The following is a 19,650-nucleotide window of genomic DNA, read 5'->3' on the forward strand; positions in this document are numbered from 1 at the left end:
CTTTTTCAGGTTAGCTTAACAAGAATCCTCTCACTTGAGGGGAGTGTCAACGACTGTTTTTTTTTCAAGTAAAATAACGAGGAAAATTATGGAGTCAAAGATCAGCATATTTTGTGTTGTTGATGTCATTGAATCACTTTCGGGTGGAACGCTATTAAATGGTAATCTTTCCATGATGGACAATAGCCCTCTGGGTAGTCTAAATCAGGGAACAACCAATTTAGTTACCCTGTGTCACCCAGGACAAACTATTCAGTGGACAATTTTAGCTCTTGATTTGCAGACACCAGTAGCTATCAGAAAGATTACCTTTCTTAACCAAGATGGTACTAGTGTTGAACCGCTTCCAGATGACCCTACAAAACTGGAAAGCGATAAGCTGCATTTAAATGTTTGGTCTGGAGTTGTCCCATATTACCTTGTACCTGGTGTAGATTATCGCTATAGATTTGAGTTGCAAATGTATGAAGGTAAGAACTGTCTGATGTATGTAGATACTCCTGCTTTAAAGTGCATTTAACCTCAGCTTCATAAACAACAAAAACGCCTGTAAAAATAGCACTTTATAGACAGTTTGGACTAGGCGTTAAACAGTGAAAACAAACTTGAACTCAGAGAAAAAGGAACCTTTATGAGCCAACAGTTGGGAATAATATTGTTGATTGATGTGGCAGCGGCCATAGAAGCCAACACCTTGGAAGGTAATACTTACCTGTTCGACAACATGAAATTGCAGGGGTCTGAAGGTTTAGGCACTGGCAAATTGATTTCTGCAATTAATGGTACTAGTTACTGTGATGGTTCTCAAGCTAATGAGCAGGTTTTGAACTGGCTGCCCTATGGAGTTGGTTCTTTACCCCCTACCTTGCCCAAGAGCTTTCTATCAGACAAGTCGAAAAATAGCGATCTTAAGGTACTTGAAGAGATACAAGCCCTTACAGATAGACTGACCGGTGCTAATGCTGACAAATCTCAAAACATCTCTAGCGTCGTCCAGGAATTACAAAAGATCTCGAAAGCTGTCGGTGTTAAGACTCAAGTTCAGAGTAAAAAGAGTAACGTTAATCAGGACATTGGCCATCTTGGACAAAAAATTATGGATGTCACAGGAAACCTTGTGACTGAGGTCGATGGGAAAATTCCTGAAATCAATTCTCTCAATCCCATCATTACAAACATCACTGGTGAAGCAGTTGATAAAAATGTCATTTATCCTGCTGCCTATGGCTCTCCTGATATGGTGACAGACGGTTGGTACTGGGCTGCATCTATAGATACATCCAGACCAGGAACTTATGCTTACACAATGCATATACAGTTGTATAAACTATCTCGTGAGAATGGGGCTTGGGCTTGGATACCAGTAGATTTTACCCATGATGCTTATATCAAGATCTCCAATGATCCTAAGAAAAATGGGTTTACAAATGCAGGTATTGGATACTTGCCAATTCCCAAAGCCTAGTCAACTGCTTGATTTTCAAACGCAATTTCAAAAAATGGAAGACAGATTATGGCAAAAACAATAACAATCGCCAGTGTAATAGATGTTGTGGGTGCATTGGCAACTGATTCCTTGAGCGGACAAGTCTATTTTACAGATACTGAGAAAGCATCTGGTTCTACAGGCCATGGTACAGAGAATTTAAAAACCATAGTGTCAGTAGGAGATGTATTGGTTTGGACAGTGACATTCTTAGAATGTGAAGCCTATGCTGCCATTGATGAAATCATCATTGACAAGAAATACTGTGAACCACAAAAGAAGGTTTATGAAGGTACAGATGTCTCCTACTGGTCTGGAACGGTGAAAAAGGGCATTCAATCAATTCCTTACACCATCAAATTTAAAGTAGGAACTCGGGCAGAATCTATAGCCACGGCTTCCCCTCTCCATCTTGTGGGTAAAGATGCCTAAACTGCCAAGAATCATAATTTAACTAAGCAAGAGGAAAACCATGTCAGATAAGTCTACTCTCAAGAAGCAAAATCCTGGACAGCTAAATTCAGTGCAACTGAATATAGTCACTGTCATAGACGTTCATAAAGCTGTGAGAACGGGAAGCCTGAAAAACACCCTATACATGATGGACAACAGCGTAGGGGGGCAAGGACAGGGAACAGATCATTTACAAACTGTCTGTAAACCAGGACAGGTTATTAACTGGATTATCTATCCTATGGATATGGAAAAGAGTCCAGAGGGCGTATGGCCACCTATGCCAAAAATTAATAACATTGTTTTCCTAGACAGTCAACAAGAAGGCGACGCTGAGGAATTTTCTGAAACCAAAATCTGCACTGAGTTGAAGGTTTATGGTGGTCCTGATATGATGCGTCATCGTTATTGCCCAGTTTATTATTATTGGGCAGGAGCGGTATTAAGTACCTTGAAACCTGGTGTTTATAATTACAGATTTGTCCTTGAACTGGAGCAGGAAGGTAAAAAGGAGAAATTGTATTTGCATACTCAGGAAAAGCCCTCTTTGAAAGTAATTGATCTGTCCGCAGGACAATACTAATCTCTGTTAGTAGTATTTCTGGTTTATTAGTCATATTAAATGACATAATCAGAGGTAGATTTAATGATTAGATGAGCTAAATTGCATCTGATTTTACATAGGTTGTGGGCATCTTTGCCCACAATACAAAACTTAAATTTCTAAATATTTGGTTTTTTTAAGTCTTGCTATTTAGCTTTAACGATTTGTGTTATAAATCCTAAAATTATTGATAATCCATAAATGGTAAAATTCCGCATTATTGAATCACAGGACTTTGAACAAACTGTTGATTTATGCTCTAATTTATTTGTGAATAATGAACCAATAACTAAAAGTTTGCAGATAAATTATCAAGAATTTCGACAATTAGCTGAAGCTTATTTAAGTAAAGCAATTGTGGATAGACTTTCTATTGTTGCGACTGAAGATAATGGAATTATTGTTGGTTTTATTATCTCAGAACATTTGATGACTATTCCCCCTTATACTCAGGAACTCAGTCATAAATTTGCAGCAATTCACAAGTTTTCCCAGGATTTAAAATATAGTTATTTTGGTAAATATCAATATTATTACTGGGAGTTATTTCAGACTTTACATATTTTTTTATTAGGGGTTAAAGATGAATACAAAAATCAAAAAATTGCTACGAATTTAATCAGGGAGAATTTAAGGTTAGCTAAACTGAACTATTTTTCTGTGGTTATTTCTGAACTAACTGGAATTGCATCTCAAAATCTATTTCGGAAAATAGGTTTTCAAGAAGAGGTAACACTCAGCTATGACTCCTATATCTTTGAAGGTGAGAAAATATTTTCATCTATTCAAGAATCTAGAAGTTGTAAGTTAATGTCATATAGGATTTAACTGAGCTAAGATGAGGACATCTGGTAGAATAAAATTTGGGATCATATCATCAGCCGAGAGAAAAAAAGATAGATGATTGATAACTTCTGTGTTAAAAATAGTTACATCAAATTTTAAGGAGATAATGACGTGAACACAGCACTAGTTCTAGTTGACATTCAAAATGATTATTTTTCCGGTGGTAAATGGGAACTTGTCGGTATGGATATAGCAGCTTTCAATGCTGGAGGGCTTTTGACTGCCTTTCGTGAGAGAAAGCAGCCAATTTTTCATGTTCAACATATTGCCAAAAATCCTGACGCACCATTTTTTGTTGTTGATACCTATGGTGCTGAGATTCATGAATCTGTTAAACCCCAGGAAAACGAAAAGATTATTATCAAAGAGTTTGCGAACAGTTTTCGTCAGACTACTCTTCTTGATGATTTACATAATGCTGGGGTGAAAAGATTGGTGATTTGTGGTGCTATGAGTAATATGTGCATAGATGCCACAACTCGCGCTGCTAATGATTTAGGTTTCGACTGTATTGTTGCTCACGATGCTTGTGCAGCTAAGAATCTTGAATTTCATGGTCATATTACACCTGCTTTGGAAGTTCACTGTGCCTTCATGTCAGCACTCAGCTTTGCCTATGCTCAGGTTATCTCAACTCATGAAGCAATAACTATTTCAGCTTTTACCTAGGTTTTGATCATCATTTTTGGAATTACCGATAAGTGCAATTAATGCAGATATCGCTATTAGGCTGTAACGCATTTAATTTGTACAGCAACACCTCATGGCGAGAATGATCCCCGCATCACAAAATTCAGCCATATTAGGATTGTACAATTTGGCTGCGTAACAGCTTACCTACAACTCTTTCAGCAACCCCTATTCTAGAAAGTTGTGAAGTGCTTGGTGATTTAATTTAATCTTTTCTGCTAACAATTCCCAGTTTTCCCCCTCAATTATATGAATAAATTCTTCTAAATTTTCCCGGTATTGATATAATGAATTTAATAATGCTTGGCGGTTATATTGCGCCATCATGACCCCTAATTCGGGATTTCCACCCCCCACCCTACTCGTATCCCGAAACCCTGAACTAGCAAAATTTTGGGCTAATTTGGCAATTTCTGGATCTGCTTCACTTAAACAAGCTGCTATCAAGGAGGCACTTACTATCACGGGTAAATGGGAAATCCAACTCACAGCCTGATCATGTTGTTCTGGTTGACAATGGTAGATAACCGAACCAAGCGATCGCACAATTTCCTCTATAATCGTAACAATATGACTAGCTGTAGTCTCTATTGGTGTTAATACATAAGGACGATTGACAAATAAATTCCGCTGTGCTGATTCTATACCTGAATCTGTCTTCCCCGCCATAGGATGACCACCAAGAAAATTCTCCCACAAAGGGGAAATTGCCTCAACTATAGGTTTTTTGACTGAACCAACATCAGTTATAATAGTAGTCTTAGGCAAATAGCCAATTAAGTCTTTGATTTGGGGAACTATTAATCCTATAGGGGTGCAAATAAATACGACTTCGGCTGATGCTAATAAGCTTAAATCCAAGGAAGCCTGATCCACACTACCTATTTCAACAGCCCTGACACAAGTTGATTCACGACGACTCACACCTAAAACATGGTGTCCTTGAGAACGTAAATCGAAACCCAAACAACCACCTATCAATCCTAAACCTAAAATACCAATTTTCATTGTCACCTGTAAAATTTAATTTATATTTTCGATACCTGACTCCAATTCCCAGAGTTAACAATATTTAAACAACATTAATGATAATTATCATATATCCAGTCCATCAGGATATCTTATGCCTAATTTCAATGGGACTGTGGATAGTAGCACAGAATTTTAATATATTGGTTATTTGGTAGAAAAGCAATAATTTTGAACTTTTACAAAATCTACTCAAATTACAGGAGACAAAGAATGCGTGATACATTTAATCGGATGATAGGCAGAACTAGATATGTTGTCTGTCGTTTATTCTTGCATTTAGGGGGATCTGACGTAGCACCGATATTAGGCGTTTTGAATCAGACTGCAAGGGAAGCAATTAACGCTGATGGTGATATAGAAGTTTTAGGAGAAGAATTGGCGCAATTATGCCAAACTCTACTACAATACGATGAATATTGGTTATCTGCTGCTAATGAAGGTGATGTACTTTGGGACGAAGGGGAGACAGGAAATTACGTCAATGAACTATTCACAGACTCAGCCCAAAGATATGGTGCTAATCTTGATTTTAGTTCTACTTCCTCAAACCAGCCTTTATCACTTCCTGCGACCCGTAACGTCATTGTTATGATTATAGTCGCTACGGAAGGAGAAATTCCAGAGTTAGAAACAGACTTGGCTAATATTCCCGCCTTAAAAGAAGCCTTAAAGGCCTTGATTAATTTACACTACAAACATAAACTCCGCGCTATCCAAGTGCATTTTTCACCCGCTCAGTTAGGAGATGATCTTTCTAGTGATCAGCTATTGGAATATTACCCCGAATTGATCCCATTGTAAACTAATTCAGGACTTACGGAAAATATCAGGAAAGTGGGGATAATTGATGAATTACCCCAATCAAATCTTACCTAAGTCTTATATTTGTTAACCTGTAATTAGTATCCGCACAAAACATGAATACCATGATTATGACTATGCTGCGTAAATTTACAGTTGTTTGTTTAGCCCTAACTCTGTGCTTAACCACTGTAGCCTGTGGAGGTGAAAACCAAGCTAATTCCGTAAAACCCGATGTTAGCAAAACTGCTACCCCCATCAAATTAAATGATGGACAGTATCAAGTACAACAAGGCACGTATAATGATGCCAATGGTGAGTATACTCTATTTTTACTCAACAACAACCCCCCAAGCTTTGCCACAGAAAAGCTACAAATGGCCAGATTAACTGAAGAAGAAATCAAAGCTGGTAAGAAAACTTACTTAAAAGTAGAAAATGGTCAACCAGCTTTATACCTGACAGAAGACTTTAAACTTGAGTACGTCCATAATGTCACAGAGACAAAAACCAATCCCCAAACCGGACAAAAAGAAACCGTCATTGTTCGTCAAGAATCTAACTTTTGGACACCTTTTGCTGCGTCTTTAGCTGGGAACGTTGCTGGTCAAGCTATTGGTAGTATGTTGTTTAGACCTCAATACTATGTTCCCCCCGTTTATCAACCCGGTGGGGTCATGACCGGTTATGGTGGTTATGGTTCTAGTTATGATTCCGCTGTTTCTAATTATCGTTCTCGCTACAATGAACCACCCGCAGCAGTAAGAAATCGTACTACTTTCCGTACCACAGGAAACATCAGAAACTCTGCTTCAGAACGCGCTACAACTAATAATAACCCAACCGGAAGAGCCTCCGGTTCTGGTTTTGGTGGTAGTAATCTCAGACCTTCTGATAATTCTAGCTCTACCCACCGCAATTCTGGTAGTAGTTTTGGTAGTGGTGGCCGTTCTTCCAGTCGCCGTTCTTCCGGTTTCGGTAGCAGAAGAAGATAGAAAATTTCTGCATTTAAAGCACCCTACCCATAATGTATAATTTAGGTAGGGGCTAATCACTGAAAATTAAACTTCATTCCAGCCCCAAGAGTGGAATTATACCTCAAATCCTAAAATTCCAAGTCTTTAGCACTAATACTAATAGACTGGGGATCTTGACTTGTATCTGTTGCTAATTTGCCACCAGAAAGAACAACAATAGCGCGAGTATATTGGGGATCACTATTTGTACCAATTAAATTTGGATTAGAAGCTAATTGGCGTTCCTGTGTTTGTGTTAAGTCTAGCTTGATATCAGGTGCAATCCCTTTATGATTAATATCTGTACCATTAGGTGTATAGTAATGAGCAATAGTTACAGCCAACCCTGAACCATCATTCAGTTCATGAACCGATTGTACCAAAGCCTTACCAAAGGTTTGACTACCAACAACCACAGCCCGTTTATTGTCTTTGAGTGCACCGGTGAGAATTTCACTCGCACTAGCAGAATTACCATCAACTAACACGGCCAAAGGTAGTTTAGTTATAGCTGTGCGATTGGCCTGTGTTTGGGCACTAGATCCTTTACGGTCTACGGTTTTGACAATATGACCATCATCTAACCACATTCTGGCAATTTCTATACTCGCATTTAACAAACCACCAGGATTACCTCGTAAATCTAAAACGTAGGCATCAACTTTTTGGTCTTTTAAGGTGCGAATAGCTACACGCATTTGATCAGCAGCGTGAGAACTAAACTCTTGTAATTTAATATACCCAACTCGCCGACCAGTTTCTTGTTTAAGGGTATACTTAACGGTAGGCACTTCTATTGTCGCCCTTGTTAATTTAACATTAAATTTGTTACTGAGTCTTTCCAAATCCAATTTAACAGAAGTACCAACCTGACCACGAATCAATTTTGACGCATCTTCCACTGTCATTTTCAGGGTAGATCTACCATCAATTGCCAAAATTTCATCACCTGATTTGAGTCCAGCTTTCAGGGCTGGAGAATTATCCATAGCTTCTATAACAGTCAGACGTTTGGTTTTTTCGTTTATTTGCATACGAATACCAATCCCGGAAACTTCCCCAGATGTTTGGTTAGTTAGGGATTCATATTGTTTAGGGTCCATAAATCGGGTATAGGGATCACCTAATTTTTGTAGAGCTTCGCGGATAGCTACATAAGCATCCTTGTTAGAAGTATATTCTTTTGTCAATAGGCTTTGTCTGATTGCTTGCCAGTCTTGTTGGTTAAATTTTTCATCCACATATTCACGATTAACCAACTGCCAAACCTGGTCAACTAATGCTTTAGGGCTATCTTGTAAAGCAGCATTAGCGCTGCGCGTCCAGGCTTGACTGAATACAGATATAGTAGCAGTTGTGGCGATCGCTCCACCAATCAGGGCAACTTGGAGCGGTGAGTAACGTTTCGCAGATTGGTTCATGTATATTAGCTGAAATAGTTGTGTTTTTGACAGTTTATCAATCAGATTTTTCTGATCTCTTCCAGTTTTTTATCTTAATTACCTTGACGATTCATCCGTATTTTGGTACGAACGCCAGTGATCAACCAAATATTGTATTTATTAGTTCATAAATACGGTTTGAGTTAATCTATTTTTTACATGACGACACAGAGAAATAGGTGATATTGAGATGAGTGTGATTTGTAAATGCTCAACTATCTCCTATATTATAGCACTTTCTTTCCTGAATAGCTGTGATTTTCATCAATTAATTAAAGTTGCAACTACTACCTGATTAATTCACTTTCAGGGCAAATTTAAGAAATCCTGGGGATTGTTACAAAAATTATCAGAGATTTTTAAGACAACTCATGATAACCTAAGTAAGTCGGTGTTCAAAATTGTCGTTATAGCACATTTGCTTGAGGCAAGAGGTAAGAAGCATGATTAGAAAAGTTTTCATCTTTACATAATTTGGTTTTATGCTGTTAACCTACTTAGTTAGTTTATAAAACTAAACCTCCTGTTAGTCAATAACTGGAGTTTTCCCAGCTAGTGAAAATAGACACTTTAAATACAAAATGTCTCATGGTAGAGAATTGAGTAGGTTTAGAAATAAAAGGATTTTGACCCTAAGATATTAATAATCAACTGACTAACTCAGGTCAAATCCAAGGTAATATTAGCGACAAAAATAAAATACAGCAATTCCCGGTATTATGATGTACATATCTAGCGGGCAAGATGCCAGCACCACAAAAGTTTCATAATTCAACTTTGTACCTCATCTTCAGTGGAAAACGCTGTAATATCCGCAAATCAACTAATTAGAGAAAATCTAGTCCGGGTTTGAAAAAAAGAACAGATTTTGCGCCATAATAAAAAATTGCTTACCAGTAACCAAAATTGAAGCAAGATTCCCTATTCCCTAACCAGAAAACTGACAAAAACCTAAAGAAAATAAGTATGAATAACCAACCGAAAATAATTGTCCTTGATGATGATCCTACAGGTTCGCAAACCGTCCACAGTTGTTTACTGTTAATGCGCTGGGATGTAGAAACTTTACGTTTAGGATTAAAAGATGATGCCCCTATTTTCTTTATTTTAACTAATACTCGGTCCCTGACTCCAGAAGCAGCCGCATCTGTTACCAGAGAAGTTTGTCATCATCTCAAACTTGCATTAGCAGCGGAAAAAATTACCGATTTTCTTGTAGTTAGTCGTTCTGACTCCACTTTACGCGGTCATTATCCCATAGAAACCGATGTCATTGCCGAGGAACTTGGTCCTTTTAATGCTCATTTTCTTGTACCGGCATTTTTTGAAGGAGGAAGAATTACCCGCGACAGTATTCATTATCTAATTATTGATGGTGTTCCCACTCCCGTACATGAAACAGAATTTGCCCGTGATTCCGTCTTTGGTTACAATGATAGTTATCTTCCTAAATATGTAGAAGAAAAAACCAAAGGCCGGATTAAAGAAAATACTGTGACTAGATTTCTACTTGCAGATATCCGTGCTAGTAGTTTGGATAGCTTATTGCAACTTGACAATAATCAGTGTGGTGTCGTAGACGGGGAAAATCAGCAAGATCTTAATAACTTTGCGGTAGATGTATTAACGGCCGCAAATCAGGGAAAACGCTTTCTATTCCGTTCTGCTGCTAGTATTTTAACAGCTTTAGCCGCCTTACCACCCCAACCCATTGCCCCCGAAAATATGGCAGAATATGTGCGCGGTGGAAAACCTGGGGCAATTATTGTTGGTTCTCACGTCAAAAAGACAACTCAACAGTTAGAATCATTATTACAAGTTGAGGGAACAGTAGGTATAGAAGTTAATGTCCGCCTATTGTTGGAACATGGGGTAAATGAATCTGCTAAACTGCTAACGGAGATTCTAGAAAATGTCAAATTAGTACATAATGCTGGTAAAACACCAGTAGTTTATACTAGCCGTCAGGAATTGGCTTTTAAAGATGTCAAAACTAGGTTAGATTTTGGCAGCACAGTTTCAGCTTTACTTATGAATGTTGTCCAGGGTTTACCATCTGATCTGGGCTTCCTCATCAGTAAGGGAGGTATTACTTCTAACGATGTGTTAAGCACGGGTCTGGCGTTAACTTCAGCCCGATTACTTGGTCAAATTTTAGCAGGTTGTTCAATGGTAATTACACCATCTGATCATCCTCTGTTTCCTAATTTGCCAGTGGTTTTATTCCCAGGTAATGTCGGTGATGCTGATGCTTTGAGAACAGTTTACCAAAGATTGATAGGCAAGAGGTAAAAGTCCAAGGTTCTATTTCCAATTGCCAATTACCAGTTCTCAAACTTTCATGAAAATCTTAATATTGGTGTATTTTGGCTAGTGCTACATGAATTCTGATTCTGCTAAACCTGATGAAATAAACTCTGAGTTGCCTAAGTCAGAATCAATTTCCCATCAGATTGATCAAGAGGTAAATAGTTCTGAATTTGATGAAATAAATCCAGATTTTACCAATAAAAAGGTAGAATCTCCCCCTATTATCCCTAATTCAGAGTTAAGTTCTGTAACTGTCTATTTAAACGGTAATTCTCCTGCCGAAAATATGGCCACACCACCCAGGTTATCAGCCAATGAGGAGGAATCTAGTTTTGGTTTATCTGAGGTCCTCAATACTGATTTAGAATTACTAGAACAAAAGGTAGATCATAATATTCAAGTTCAGTTAAAGACTGAAGGAGAGCGACTATTATTAATTTTACCCACTGAGTTACAAGTACCACCATCAGAATTTAATTGGTGGGAAATTTGGCAACAAATGAAACAGCGTCTAAATGCTGGCGATCGCTTACGCAAGCCAAACACAGCCCTGCATCTAGTAGCTAAAGATCGGTTGTTAGATAATAGACAACTGCAGGAGTTAGCAGAAACTTTAAATACATACCAAATTCAACTCAAATCTGTAGCAACTAGTCGAAGACAAACAGCGATCGCCGCTTGTACTCTCGGTTATTCTGTAGAACAAATCCAATTTCAAACATCCCTCACTACCGAAATTCAACCGACTTCCAGACCCCTAGCAGATGCTCTGTACTTGCAAATGACAGTCCGATCAGGTGTAGAAATTCGTCACCCTGGTACGGTAATTATCTTAGGAGATATCAATCCTAGTGGTATCGTCATTGCTGATGGGGATATTCTAGTTTGGGGACGATTACGAGGAGTTGCCCATGCTGGTGCCGGTGGTAATCGGGAATCTCTGATCATGTCCTTACAAATGGAACCAACCCAATTGCGAATAGCTGATGCTGTCGCTAGATCCCCAGAAAAGTCCCTAACCAGCTTCTTTCCTGAAGTTGCACATATTACAACCGCAGGAATTCGCATTGTTAAAGCCGTTGATTTTTCCCGTAGTCAATTAAGTAGTCGAATACAATTAGTTACACAAAATCTGATCTAAGATTTTCCTTTAGTGAAAAATCTGTAAGTAATTAATTCCCTGGGGTTACTGAATTAGAATCAATCAATAGCAATAAAAACATTTTATTATTGTTCTGAAGAACTTTCATACAGCATAATCATGACTCGCATTATTGTCATTACCTCCGGTAAAGGGGGAGTCGGTAAAACCACAGTTTCAGCTAATTTAGGAATGGCTTTAGCCAAAATAGGTAAGCAAGTGGCCTTGATTGATGCAGATTTTGGACTGAGAAATTTAGATTTACTCCTGGGTCTAGAAAATCGCATTGTTTATACAGCGGTGGAAGTTTTAGCAAGGGAGTGTCGTTTAGAACAAGCTTTAGTGAAAGATAAGCGACAACCAAATTTGGTACTCCTCCCAGCTACTCAACATCGCAATAAAGAATCAGTTACACCTGATCAAATGAAATTACTAGTAAATGCTTTGGCACAAAAATATCAGTATGTGATCATTGACTGTCCAGCAGGGATTGAAATGGGGTTTAAAAATGCTACTGCACCAGCTAAAGAAGCTCTGATTGTTACTACTCCCGAAATTTCCGCAGTCCGTGATGCTGACCGGGTAGTGGGATTGTTAGAAGCTCAAGGTGTAAAAAATATTAACTTAATAGTTAACAGAATTAGACCAGCAATGGTACAGGCAAATGATATGATGTCTGTACAAGATGTTCAGGAACTTCTTGCTATCCCCATCATTGGAGTAATCCCCGACGATGAGCGTGTGATTGTCTCCACCAATCGTGGCGAACCATTAGTATTATCCGATATTCCCTCTTTAGCGGCCACAGCTTTTGAGAATATTGCCCGGAGATTGGAAGGGGAAACTGTCGAATTTCTGGAGCTTGACTCATCTAATAAAAATATCTTTTCCCGCTTGAGAAAGATGTTGTGGTCAAAGATTGTTTAATTTACATGAAGAGCGTTTCTGCCTTACACATACCCGCAATGATTCTTGAAATTTTAGAAAAACTTTTTACTCGTAGTCCCGATAATAGCCGCGATGATGTTAAACGTCGTTTGCAAGTGGTAATCTCCCATGATCGTACGGACTTAGACCCCCAAACCTTAGAAAAAATGCGTCAGGAAATCCTAGAAATCGTTTGTCGCTATGTGGAAATAGAAACAGATGGTTTAGAGTTTTCCCTAGAAAGCAGCCAACGCACAACGGCTTTAATCGCTAATTTACCAATCCGCAGGGTCAAGGAAAGCCTAGATGAAACAGTATTACAAAACACTGATATCTTACTATAGGGGTGCAGGATCTATACTCTGGATTATATTCTAATTTAATTCATTATCCTTAGGTAGTATTGATGATATATCAGTTCCCAGGCTCATGAGGTTTTACAGCACATTCCGATTGAGCCATTAGCGAGTATATTTTGGTTGATACTGAAAATAGCGATTGATTTATACTGCAAATTATCGTGGTAATTAGTATAAAAAGTGATAGTATCCAATTGCTATAATCTGTTAAATCAATCTTCTTTTCTCTTACGGTTCTATAAAACTTACCCAAAACTACCATGGGTTAGACACATCTGGATATAGATAGTCTTGGCGTTTACTTTCTGCTTCATCGCTGTATTATAATGACTTCTATCTTGTTCCCTCCACAGATAATAAGAGTAGAATTTACCGTTTCTGAGGGTTCAGGGGTAAAAATATCCGCAAACCATGGGTTAATTTTCTTCCGAAATATCTAATGTTTAAGTTAAATTTAAACTAGCGTTGCTGATTTATTAATCTCTTCTTAATAATTTCAGATCAAACTTAGTAACAGGATGTAATTCCCTAAATAAGTATTTCTAAAAGCTTAAGAGGCAGTATGACTTTTTTATCCACCATTTTGAATCGTGTTGTTGCCACTTCAGTCATAACCGGGGCTGTTGCATTAAGTCCAGTTTTGACAGCAATTGCTGAAGCTCAAACCTTGAACGGTGCTGGAGCAACCTTTCCCGCTCCTCTCTATGAAAAGTATGCTCGTGAAGTTAAGAAAAAATACCCCGACTTGAAAGTTAACTACCAAGCAATTGGTAGTAGTGGTGGTGTTCGCCAAACCATTGCTGGAACTGTGGACTTTGGTGGTAGTGATGCAGCGATGAAAGATGATGAAATCGCTAAAGTGAAAAATGGTGTGATCTTAGTACCCACTGCTGGTGGTGCTGTTTCCGTTGTTTATAATTTACCAGGTGTCAACAAGCTGAGATTATCCCGCGCGACATTACCAGCAATTTTCTCTGGAAAAATTAAAAACTGGGATGATGCAAAAATTAAAGCGGATAACCCTGGTGTCAATCTACCAAATCAACCGATTAAATTTGTCGTTCGCGCTGATGGTAGTGGTACAACTTTCATTTTTACTAACCATTTAAGCACTATCGATGGTTATTTCAAAGGCAGAATTGGAGCTAATAGTGCTCCCAAATGGAATTTACCCAACGCTCTCAAAGGTAAAGGTAATCCTGGCGTAGCTGCTTTGGTGAAAAGCACTCCCGGATCTATTGGTTATGTTGAATATGACTTTGCTACTAAAAACAACCTCAAATCAGCAGAATTGCAAAATAAGAAAGGTGAATTTATAGCTCCTTCTTTAGCATCTGCTAACGCAGCTTTATCTAATGTAAGTTTTCCTAGTAACTACCGCGTTTTTATCGGAGATCCCAGCCAAGGTTATCCGATTGTGGGTTTGACTTGGATGATGATTTACAAACAGTATGCTAATGCAGGAAAGGCCGACGCTGTGAAAAAATGGATTAACTGGGTACTCAAAGACGGTCAACAATACAATGATGACCTCAACTACACAAAAATTCCTGGTGATGTTGTCAACCGCGTACTACAAACAGTGAATAGCACTGTTAAGTAATTTTTACGCAAGCATTCAGCCGTCAGCTTTCTCAGTGAAAATGCAGATGGTTAAAACTTTCTCTTTTTTACTATTTCTGCTGATTGCTGAACATTTACATCTAAATTTACATATTCTGATTCCATCAACTTTTTATTGATCATGGCTAATTTATTTGAAACACCAGATGATAATTCCCGGAATTTAAGTGATGGAAATATTGATTTAACCTCTACGGGTGGCGTTAATTTCTGGTTTGACAAAGGATTTACATGGATAGTATATATTTTCTCTAGTATTACTGTGGTCGTCCTATTTGTGATGACTTGGGTAATTTTTCAGCAAGCACAACCGGCTATTAGTCAATTTGGATTCAGCTTTTTATGGGGTCAAGATTGGGATACGGGTAATCAGATTTTTGGTGCATTACCTTATATTTATGGAACACTGGTAAGTAGTGCGATCGCTATTTTATTAACTATACCTGTAGGCATATCCATCGCCTTAGTTACCAGTGAAGACTTTTTACCAAATCCAGTCAAAAGTACCATAGCTTTTGTGGTAGAACTAATTGCGGCTATCCCCAGCGTCATTATTGGTTTATGGGGGATTTTCATATTTATTCCTGTTATACAACCTCTAGAAAAATGGTTAGGTAACACCTTTGCCTTTATACCGTTTTTTAACACCCAAGACCCAGCCGGCAATAATATGTTGACAGCGGGAATTATTCTCGCCATTATGATTTTACCGACAATGGCAGCTATTTCTCGTGATGTATTATTGGTCATTCCTAAAGAGTTACGTAGTTCATCTATGGCTTTAGGCGGGACTCGTTGGGAAACAATTTTTCGGGTTTTATTACCAGCAGGATTTTCTGGAATGGTCAGCGCGGCCATGCTGTCTTTGGGTAGAGCTTTAGGGGAAACAATGGCCGTAACCATGGTAATTGGCAATTCTGCCCAAATAAGTCTATCTTTTCTTGATCCAGCATATACAATTCCTGCCATTTTAGCTAATGAGTTTGCTGAAGCTGAAGCAGGTTTGCATATTGGAGCATTAAGTTATTTAGGCTTAATTTTATTTGCCTTAACTTTGGCAATAAATATTGCGGCTGTATTACTTGTGGAGTGGGTTGGTAAAAAGAATAGATAAAAGTACGGATCATTCTAAATCGCACCAAATCCCTAATTAACAATCCAAAATCTAAAATCTAAAATCCAAAATTAATATGCGTGATTATCCAAGTGCGAAAATAAATCAATCTATAGCGGCTGAATTGTGTAAACCTTTACCGAAAAGTAGACAAGTATTTACATACTTGATGAATGGTATTGCCTTTAGTTTAAGTGGTTTAGCACTCCTGCCATTATTATCCATATTATGGGAAATTATGTCGCGGGGGGCAATAGGCTTCAAATTGGAGATGTTATTTAATCCATTAATTGAAAATGGGTTTGCTAATGCTATTCTTGGTACTATACTTATGGTAAGTATCGGTGCATTACTCAGTATTCCTGTGGGCATAATGACGGGAATATTTTTAGCAGAATTTAGCCAAAGTAACCCAATTACTCAATATGTTAGGTTTATTACTAGCATTATTACAGGTGTTCCTTCCATTGTCGTGGGGATGTTCGCTTATGGTGTAATTGTTTTATTAACTAAGGGATTTAGTGCCATTGCTGGGGGTTTTGCTTTAGCTGTAATTATGCTACCAGTGATAGTATTAACAACGGAAGAGGCTTTAAAGCTAATTCCCGTTTCCCAGCGTCTTGCTTCTGCAGCTTTGGGAGGAACTCGTTTTCAAACCACCTTTCGTGTTATTGTTAGTTCTGCAATCCCTGGAATTACTACGGGTATTTCCTTAGCCATAGCTCGGGCTGCTGGTGAAACTGCGCCACTAATTTTTACCGCCTTATTTAGTCAAAATTGGTCAGATGGGTTATTAAGTCCTACTGCTTCCTTACCAGTATTGATTTTTAATCTCTATAATAATCCTGACCCAGCGGTAAACCAATTAGTGTGGACTACTTCCATTATTCTCCTAACTTTAGTTCTGTTTTTCAGCTTACTGTCTCGCTTAATTGCTAAAAAAAGTAAGGTCAATTAAAAAATTTTCTGTCGTATTTTTAGGTGAATCATGAGTAATCTAACCACTACCATCAAAGTCAAAGATCTGAGCTTTTACTACGGAAACTATAAAGCTATTCAAGGGATATCATTGGATATCTATCAAAACCAAGTTACCGCATTAATTGGTCCTAGTGGTTGTGGTAAATCTACATTTATCAAAACTATTAATCGGATTAGTGAATTAGAAGGAAAGGTTAAAGTTGAAGGTCGCATAGAATTTCTTGGTCAAAATATCTATGATCCTCAAGTTAATATTAATCGTCTCCGTCGAGAAATTGGCATGGTATTCCAAAAACCTAATCCTTTTCCCATGAGCATTTATGAAAATGTTGCTTACGGTGTGAAAATTGCCGGTAGACAACCGAAAGTAGTATTAGATGAAATTGTGGAATCTGCACTGAAAGGTGCGGCTCTGTGGGATGAAGTCAAGGATAAACTGAATCAATCGGCTTTAGGCCTTTCTGGTGGACAACAACAGCGTCTTTGTATAGCTAGGGCTTTAGCTGTTAAACCCAAGGTACTGCTTATGGATGAACCTTGTTCAGCCCTCGATCCTATTGCTACTATGAAGGTAGAAGAGTTGATTCACAAATTACGTTCAGAATTTACGATTGTGATTGTCACCCATAATATGCAGCAAGCAACTCGTGTTTCTGATTTCACTGCATTTTTCAGCACTGATGAAAGTCGTGTTGGTCAAATGGTGGAATTTGGGGAAACTGGTCAAGTCTTTCGTAGTCCTCTAGATGCTCGTACCCATGACTATGTTTCGGGAAGATTCGGTTAAATACAACAGAAAGGCGTAGTTTGAGGGCAATCAGGATTTAAAATCAATAGCATTGCTATTCCTAAATCCATAATTAGTATGACTCACTCTACAGATATTACCACCTTAGCCAGGTGGATGGCGGCTGATTTCAGTAATCAAGCCCAAGTTTTTGAGAATCCGGCTTTTTTTGCCCATATTCGTGTGTGTATGCGTCCCCTTGATTGGGGGGTATTGTCAGGGGTGAGCTTGTTCGTGGAACAAGCTTATGATTATATGTTGAATAAACCCTATCGGGTACGGGTGTTGCATCTGACGACTGTAGGGGATAAAATCCATATTGAAAACTATACAGTTAAGGAAGAAAAGGACTTTTATGGTGCTTCCCGTGATTTACCCCGGTTACAGACTTTGACAAGCGATCGCCTAGAAAGGCTTTCTGGTTGTAACATGATTGTAGAATGGACTGGTGGCAAATTTAAAGGCTCAGTTGAACCGGGAAAGGGCTGTATTGTCATCCGTGACGGACAAAGAACCTATTTGGATAGTGATTTTGAAATCGATGGGGAAAGGTTCATCAGTCGAGACAGAGGGCGAAATCCTGAAACAGATGAGCATATTTGGGGTTCTGTTGCCGGTCCTTTTTACTTTGTGCGTTGGGGAAATTTTGCCGAGGAAGTTAAGTTAAGTCCCTAATTTCCACTGTAGGACAGGCTTTGCGTCTGTCCAGCTAAGTAAAAACATGAATCTTCAAAAAAATTTCTTTCAGATAGTGCAAATTTAGAAAAATGATGCTAACATCATTAAATGTAAGTGCGGCGACATAGCCAAGTGGTAAGGCAGAGGTCTGCAAAACCTCCATCCCCCGGTTCAAATCCGGGTGTCGCCTTTTTTGAAAAATCAGCTAAATTCAACCGGGGAGTGTCAACAAGTGACTTAGCTACTAGAACCGGAGGCGGCTAATTCTGCTAATCGTTCTTGTTGATCTTGAGATATACAAGATTGAATCACAGTTTCTATATCACCTTCCAAAACAGGGTTAAGGGTAAAATTTTGACCTAAACGATGGTCAGTCACCCGACTATCTTTATAATTGTAAGTACGAATTTTTTCCGAACGAGAACCCGTACCCACTTGGGAGCGCCGCATAGAAGTTACAGCATCCTGTTGTTCTCGCAGTTTTAATTCATACAATTTAGCCCGGAGAATTTGCATCGCCCGTTCTTTATTCTGCAACTGGCTTCGTTCTTCCGTACAGAAAATCCGAATACCCGTAGGTTTGTGGAATAAATCAGCGGCTGTTTCCACCTTGTTCACGTTTTGTCCACCCGCACCACCAGAACGGGCTGTACTCATTTCAATATCTTTCGGGTCAATATGGACTTCTACTTCATCAACTTCCGGCATGATCGCTATAGTAGCGGTAGAAGTGTGAACCCTTCCTCCCGATTCTGTCGCTGGTACGCGCTGTACACGATGTACACCCGATTCAAACTTCAGCTTACTATAAACACTATCCCCTTGAATTTCTAGAATTACTTCCTTAAAACCGCCCATTTCCCCCAAGGACTCGCTGACTAGCTTCACTCTCCAACCTTGGACATCAGCATATCGGGAATACATTCGTAGTAAATCACCTGCCCAAATACTAGCTTCATCACCACCAGTACCAGCGCGAATTTCCAACATAATATTTTTATCATCGTTGGGGTCACGGGGTAGTAGTAATACCTTTAAGCGACTTTCTAAGTATTCTAGCTTTTCCTCTAATTCGCTGACTTCCAATGCAGCCATTTGATGTAACTCTAGATCACTATTGGACTCTTTGAGTATTTGACGCGCCCCTACCAATTCATCCTGGGCTGTTTTCCAAGTTTCATAGGTATTAACTACCTCCTCCAAAGAAGAACGAGACTTAGCAATTTTTTGATACTCATCAGGATTACCAGCGGTATCAGGATCAGCTAAACGGCGTGTTAATTCATGAAATGTTTGTTCAACGGACTTAAGCTTCTCCAGTAAATATGATTCTGCCATGATGACTATAAATGCTCCTAAA

General features: G+C 38.7%; 20 protein-coding genes and 1 tRNA gene. 18 read left to right on the forward strand and 3 right to left on the reverse strand.

The features are described from left to right. The first annotated feature begins 88 nt into the window (after positions 1-88). The 6 genes from H6G44_RS06580 (at position 89) to H6G44_RS06605 (ending at position 4,058) form a co-directional block, all read left to right on the forward strand. The gene (locus H6G44_RS06580) at positions 89-520 is read left to right on the forward strand and encodes a hypothetical protein (RefSeq protein ID WP_190385425.1); all 432 of its coding nucleotides are present in this window, start codon (positions 89-91) and stop codon (positions 518-520) included. 111 nt (positions 521-631) lie between these two features. Continuing rightward, a complete protein-coding gene (locus tag H6G44_RS06585) occupies positions 632-1,465 on the forward strand; it encodes a hypothetical protein (protein ID WP_190385424.1) in 834 nt (277 codons plus the stop codon). Between the two features lie 48 nt (positions 1,466-1,513). Beyond that, positions 1,514-1,918 carry a hypothetical protein gene (locus tag H6G44_RS06590; protein ID WP_190385423.1) on the forward strand — a complete coding sequence of 135 codons (405 nt, stop codon included), beginning with the start codon at positions 1,514-1,516 and terminating at the stop codon, positions 1,916-1,918. Positions 1,919-1,958: 40 nt separating this feature from the next. Further along, positions 1,959-2,522: a hypothetical protein gene (locus tag H6G44_RS06595; protein WP_190385422.1), complete on the forward strand. Its 564-nt coding sequence runs from the start codon at positions 1,959-1,961 to the stop codon at positions 2,520-2,522. A 222-nt stretch (positions 2,523-2,744) separates the two neighbouring features. Continuing rightward, positions 2,745-3,371 (forward strand): GNAT family N-acetyltransferase, encoded by a 627-nt coding sequence (locus H6G44_RS06600; protein WP_190385421.1) that lies wholly within the window; start codon positions 2,745-2,747, stop codon positions 3,369-3,371. Between the two features lie 129 nt (positions 3,372-3,500). Continuing rightward, entirely contained in the window at positions 3,501-4,058 is a 558-nt protein-coding gene (locus H6G44_RS06605) for a cysteine hydrolase family protein (protein WP_190385420.1), read from the forward strand. Positions 4,059-4,247: 189 nt separating this feature from the next. Here H6G44_RS06605 and H6G44_RS06610 read toward each other — a convergent pair whose 3' ends face one another. After that, a complete protein-coding gene (locus tag H6G44_RS06610) occupies positions 4,248-5,087 on the reverse strand; it encodes a prephenate/arogenate dehydrogenase (RefSeq protein WP_190385419.1) in 840 nt (279 codons plus the stop codon). 234 nt (positions 5,088-5,321) lie between these two features. Between H6G44_RS06610 and H6G44_RS06615 the strand changes: the two genes are divergently transcribed. Together H6G44_RS06615 and H6G44_RS06620 are read left to right on the forward strand one after the other, a co-directional pair. After that, positions 5,322-5,912 carry a DUF1517 domain-containing protein gene (locus H6G44_RS06615; protein WP_190385418.1) on the forward strand — a complete coding sequence of 197 codons (591 nt, stop codon included), beginning with the start codon at positions 5,322-5,324 and terminating at the stop codon, positions 5,910-5,912. Positions 5,913-6,037: 125 nt separating this feature from the next. Beyond that, a complete protein-coding gene (locus H6G44_RS06620; protein ID WP_190385480.1) occupies positions 6,038-6,907 on the forward strand; it encodes a hypothetical protein in 870 nt (289 codons plus the stop codon). A 110-nt stretch (positions 6,908-7,017) separates the two neighbouring features. Here the strand turns inward: H6G44_RS06620 and ctpB are convergent, their stop codons facing one another. After that, the gene (gene ctpB / locus H6G44_RS06625; RefSeq protein WP_190385417.1) at positions 7,018-8,349 is read right to left on the reverse strand and encodes a carboxyl-terminal processing protease CtpB; all 1,332 of its coding nucleotides are present in this window, start codon (positions 8,347-8,349) and stop codon (positions 7,018-7,020) included. Positions 8,350-9,336: 987 nt separating this feature from the next. On the opposite strand from ctpB, the gene H6G44_RS06630 reads away from it, so the two are divergent. The 10 genes from H6G44_RS06630 (at position 9,337) to H6G44_RS06675 (ending at position 18,480) form a co-directional block, all read left to right on the forward strand. Continuing rightward, positions 9,337-10,662 carry a four-carbon acid sugar kinase family protein gene (locus H6G44_RS06630; protein WP_190385416.1) on the forward strand — a complete coding sequence of 442 codons (1,326 nt, stop codon included), beginning with the start codon at positions 9,337-9,339 and terminating at the stop codon, positions 10,660-10,662. An 88-nt stretch (positions 10,663-10,750) separates the two neighbouring features. Further along, positions 10,751-11,821 (forward strand): septum site-determining protein MinC, encoded by a 1,071-nt coding sequence (minC, locus tag H6G44_RS06635; RefSeq protein ID WP_190385415.1) that lies wholly within the window; start codon positions 10,751-10,753, stop codon positions 11,819-11,821. A 120-nt stretch (positions 11,822-11,941) separates the two neighbouring features. Beyond that, the gene (gene minD / locus H6G44_RS06640) at positions 11,942-12,748 is read left to right on the forward strand and encodes a septum site-determining protein MinD (RefSeq protein WP_190385414.1); all 807 of its coding nucleotides are present in this window, start codon (positions 11,942-11,944) and stop codon (positions 12,746-12,748) included. A 38-nt stretch (positions 12,749-12,786) separates the two neighbouring features. Continuing rightward, complete coding sequence (gene minE / locus H6G44_RS06645; protein WP_190385413.1) at positions 12,787-13,092, forward strand: cell division topological specificity factor MinE; 306 nt, start codon at positions 12,787-12,789, stop codon at positions 13,090-13,092. A 577-nt stretch (positions 13,093-13,669) separates the two neighbouring features. Next, complete coding sequence (gene pstS / locus H6G44_RS06650; protein ID WP_190385412.1) at positions 13,670-14,710, forward strand: phosphate ABC transporter substrate-binding protein PstS; 1,041 nt, start codon at positions 13,670-13,672, stop codon at positions 14,708-14,710. 141 nt (positions 14,711-14,851) lie between these two features. Then, the gene (gene pstC, locus H6G44_RS06655; RefSeq protein WP_190385411.1) at positions 14,852-15,844 is read left to right on the forward strand and encodes a phosphate ABC transporter permease subunit PstC; all 993 of its coding nucleotides are present in this window, start codon (positions 14,852-14,854) and stop codon (positions 15,842-15,844) included. Positions 15,845-15,920: 76 nt separating this feature from the next. Next, positions 15,921-16,802, forward strand: a complete 882-nt coding sequence (pstA, locus tag H6G44_RS06660) for a phosphate ABC transporter permease PstA (protein WP_190385410.1) — start codon at positions 15,921-15,923, stop codon at positions 16,800-16,802. Between the two features lie 30 nt (positions 16,803-16,832). Then, on the forward strand, positions 16,833-17,612 hold the full coding sequence (gene pstB / locus H6G44_RS06665) for a phosphate ABC transporter ATP-binding protein PstB (RefSeq protein WP_190385409.1): 780 nt from the start codon (positions 16,833-16,835) through the stop codon (positions 17,610-17,612). 78 nt (positions 17,613-17,690) lie between these two features. Next, complete coding sequence (locus H6G44_RS06670; protein ID WP_190385408.1) at positions 17,691-18,287, forward strand: chromophore lyase CpcT/CpeT; 597 nt, start codon at positions 17,691-17,693, stop codon at positions 18,285-18,287. 121 nt (positions 18,288-18,408) lie between these two features. Next, a tRNA-Cys gene (locus H6G44_RS06675) sits at positions 18,409-18,480 on the forward strand. 47 nt (positions 18,481-18,527) lie between these two features. Here H6G44_RS06675 and prfA read toward each other — a convergent pair. After that, positions 18,528-19,628, reverse strand: a complete 1,101-nt coding sequence (gene prfA / locus H6G44_RS06680; RefSeq protein WP_190385407.1) for a peptide chain release factor 1 — start codon at positions 19,626-19,628, stop codon at positions 18,528-18,530. Between the last annotated feature and the right edge of the window lie 22 nt (positions 19,629-19,650).

The organism is Aphanizomenon flos-aquae FACHB-1287, from assembly GCF_014698755.1.
Classification (GTDB): domain Bacteria; phylum Cyanobacteriota; class Cyanobacteriia; order Cyanobacteriales; family Nostocaceae; genus Dolichospermum; species Dolichospermum flosaquae.